The following is a 3,826-nucleotide window of genomic DNA, read 5'->3' on the forward strand; positions in this document are numbered from 1 at the left end:
ACGGAATCGCTCTACTCCAGATACAGTCAACGGTACAGCCATTTTCAAGGGAAAAATGTACCCAGTAGCCTCTTTTCAATTTTTTCTGAGAAGCGACCTGCAGTAAGGGTTTTGTTAATTTTTTAGTATTTATGTATGGGGTAAGTCCAGATATAGGGTAAATTTTCTTAAAAAACATTATTCATATAACAATTATCTTATGGATATCGAACTATGCCTACCCACGACATCATCGACAATCGCCAGCAAAAATTAGTCGATAACATCAACCAAATTCTCCACTCTTCAGAAGCCGCTCATTTTGCCGTCGGTTACTTTTTCCTCTCCGGCTTTACTGCGATCGCACCTCGTCTCGCCACTATCCAACAAATGCGCCTCCTGATTGGCAACACCAGCAACAGGGAAACCATCGAACAATTAGCAGAAGGCTACCGCCGCTTAGAATTAATTAAAGACCATCTAGAGGCACAAGAATATCCCAAACGGACAGAACGCAAGCAGATGGCAACAGAAACCGCCGACAATATTCGTTCCAGCGTCGAACTGATGGACCAAACAGATCAAGCAGAAACCTTAGTAAAAAATCTGGTTCAAATGATTGAAGAAAAACGCCTTCAGGTGCGAGTTTATACTAAAGGGCGACTCCACGCTAAAGCCTATATCTTCGACTACGGGACAATTTATAACCAGCAGGGACAACCTTTGGAACGTCAAGAAAAAGGCCTTGCTATCGTTGGTTCTTCTAACCTTACTTTATCAGGAATTTCCCACAATACCGAACTTAATGTTATCGTTCACGGTAATGAAAATCATGCCAGTTTAACAGAATGGTTTAACCAACTTTGGCAGGAAGCAACAGAATTTGATGAAACACTGATGCAGTCTTTACAACAGTCTTGGGCGATGATGCCAGTACGTCCCTACGACATCTATATGAAAACTCTCTATATGCTCGTGCGCGATCGATTGACAGAAGAAACTGCCAGAGAAATGATGATAGATAACGAAATTACCGAGAAACTAGCAGACTTTCAAAAAGTAGCAGTTAACCAAGCTGTTAAACTCATCCGCGAGTATGGGGGTTGTTTCGTTTCCGATGTGGTAGGACTAGGAAAAAGCTTTATTGGTGCTGCCATTGTCAAACGCTTTGAACAAGTAGAAAAATCCCGCCCCCTCATTATTTGTCCAGCGCCACTGGTGGAAATGTGGGAACGCTACAACGAAATTTATCAACTTAACGCCCGCGTTTTATCGATGGGATTCCTGCGGGAAGATGAAACCAGTGGCATCAGAGTTTTATTAGAAGATTTTAAATACAAAGATCGAGATTTTATCTTAATTGATGAAAGTCATAACCTGCGGAATGTTGCAACCCAAAAATATAAAATTGTCGAAGCCTTTTTAGCAGCTGGGAGACAATGCTGTTTTCTGACAGCAACTCCTCGTAATAAAAGTGCTTGGGATATTTATCATCAGATTAAACTTTTTCATCAAGATGATAAGACAGATTTACCCATAGATCCGCCCGATCTAAAAGAATATTTTCGATTAGTAGAGAAAGGGGAAAAACAGTTACCTGACTTGTTATCTAACATCTTGATCCGGCGCACTCGCAACCACATTTTACGCTGGTACGGCTTTGATGCCAAGACTAATAAACCCGTAGATGCAGACAATTTCAAGGATTATTTAAACGGAAATCAACGCGCTTACGTTATTGTGGGCGGTAAGCATCAGTTTTTTCCCAAAAGAGAACTACAAACCATTGAATATAGTATTGAAGATACCTATCAAGGACTTTACCAAGAACTGCGCCAATATTTAGGGAAATCTCGCCAACGACAACCAGCCAACCCTCGTAAAAATGAACTTTGCTATGCTCGTTATGGTTGGGGAAATTATGTATTACAAAATAAGCGCAAACAAGAACCATTACTCAGTTTACAAACTGGGGGAGCAAATTTAAGAGGACTGATGCGAGTTCTGCTATTCAAACGCTTTGAATCTAGCGTTTATGCTTTCCAACAAACTGTTAAGAAATTACTGCAAGTCCATCAACGCTTTCGAGAAGCTTTACGCCAAGGAATTATCCCCGCCGGAGAAGAAGCTCAGGCAATTCTCTATGAGCCAAACAATGGGGAAGAACAAGACATTATCGATGCCTTGAGTCAGGCATCTGGGAAGTATGATCTAGCTGATTTTGATGCCCCAAGATTGCAGAAACACCTCGAACATGACATCCAATTGCTAGAGAAAATTTTGCACTTAGTTGAGCCAATTACCCCAGACAAAGACGCTAAATTACAAACCCTTAAAAGCTGGTTGAATAAACCTCCGCTGCAAGATAGCAAGTGCCTCATCTTTACTCAGTATGCTGATACCGCCTATTACTTGTATCAAAACCTCAATCCTAACGGCGATCGAGACGATCTAGAAGTCATCTACAGTGGCGATAAAGATAAGGCGCAGGTAGTGGGAAGATTTGCCCCCAAAGCCAACAAATACTATAAATTACAACAGGGAGAGTCGGAAATCAAGACTTTAATTGCTACCGATGTTTTAGCCGAAGGTTTAAACCTACAAGATGGCAACCTGATTATTAATTATGACCTGCATTGGAATCCCGTCCGACTTATTCAAAGGTTTGGTCGGATTGATCGGATTGGCAGCGAGAATGATGTGGTTTACGGCTTTAATTTTCTCCCAGAGACGGGATTAGAGCGGAATCTAGGATTACGACAAAAACTCAAAAACCGCATTCAAGAAATTCACGAAACCATCGGTGAGGATGCGGCAATTCTCGACCCAACAGAACAGCTTAACGAAGAGGCTATGTATGCGATTTATGAAAAAAGTGGTAGTCATCAATTAAGTTTGTTTGAAGATGAGGGAGAATTTCTCGACCTCAATGAAGCCGAAGAAATTCTCAGACAACTCCAGCGAGAAAATCCGGCTGAATACGAACGGATAGCTAACCTGCCTCATGGCATCCGAACGGCTCGCTTTTCTCTCAATAAGGGCATAATTGTCTTCTGTGAAGCTTCTTACCCGAACCGCAAAGATTGGAAGGGCTACCAGCAATTATATTGGCTCGATGAACAGGGAGAGATCAGATCAAAAGATACTGCCCGCATTTTAGGAATGCTCAAAACCAACCCAGAAGAAGCAGCACTGCCGCTGCCCAAAAATTACAACCAAGCAGTCATGCAAGTCAAGGTGAAATTTGCCCAAGAAGTCCAACACCGCCAGTCTGAACGGGAGTACAGCCGTTCTCTGACTCAAGCACAGCGATACATCTTGCGAGAATTGGGACTGCTGTTCAAAACCACGCAGGATGAAGAAATCCGCAAGCAGGTTAACCTATTAGAACAGGCCTTTCGCCAACCGATTACCACTGTACTCAAGCGCGAGTTAAACCTGATTAAGCGCCGTAGCCTGACAGGAGAAGCTTTGTTTAGCGAACTGAAGAAATTATATAGCCAACATGAGATGCGGGACTGGTTAGATCGCCGCCGCTTGCAAGGTGAGGAGCAACCAATTCCCATCATTATTTGCAGTCAGGCTTTAGTTTAGAAACGGCGATCGGTCAAGGTATAGGATTAAGTTAGGGGCAAAAATCCCCCAGCACCATCTCTAAAGTAGTGAGAAAAAGCTACAATTAATCAATCCTAAAATACCGGGAAAAAGTCATGACAGCCCTAGACATTATCCCAGAAGTTACCTGTCCCCCCACAGATTTATGGAGTGATGAACCACCATTGGAAAGTGATCTACACCTGCAACAGATCATCATTCTCCTTAGTTGTCTAGAATTATTATGGCGCGA

General features: G+C 42.5%; 1 protein-coding gene and 1 pseudogene. Both read left to right on the forward strand.

Translation table 11 applies throughout. From position 1 onward, the window contains the following. Nucleotides 1-213: 213 nt before the first annotated feature. Nucleotides 214-3,573, forward strand: coding sequence for a helicase-related protein (locus IM500_RS20040; protein WP_287739404.1), 3,360 nt, complete (start codon nt 214-216; stop codon nt 3,571-3,573). A gap of 116 nt (nt 3,574-3,689) precedes the next feature. Beyond that, nucleotides 3,690-3,826, forward strand: a pseudogene (locus IM500_RS20045) (Uma2 family endonuclease); the annotation flags it as partial.

The sequence above is a fragment of the Microcystis sp. M179S2 genome, from assembly GCF_020245805.1.
In the GTDB taxonomy this organism is placed as follows: domain Bacteria; phylum Cyanobacteriota; class Cyanobacteriia; order Cyanobacteriales; family Microcystaceae; genus Microcystis; species Microcystis aeruginosa.

Coding starts and splice junctions, on each gene's coding strand:
- IM500_RS20040 (WP_287739404.1), top strand. CDS start 214: ATGCCTACCCACGACATCATCGACAATCGCCAGCAAAAATTAGTCGAT.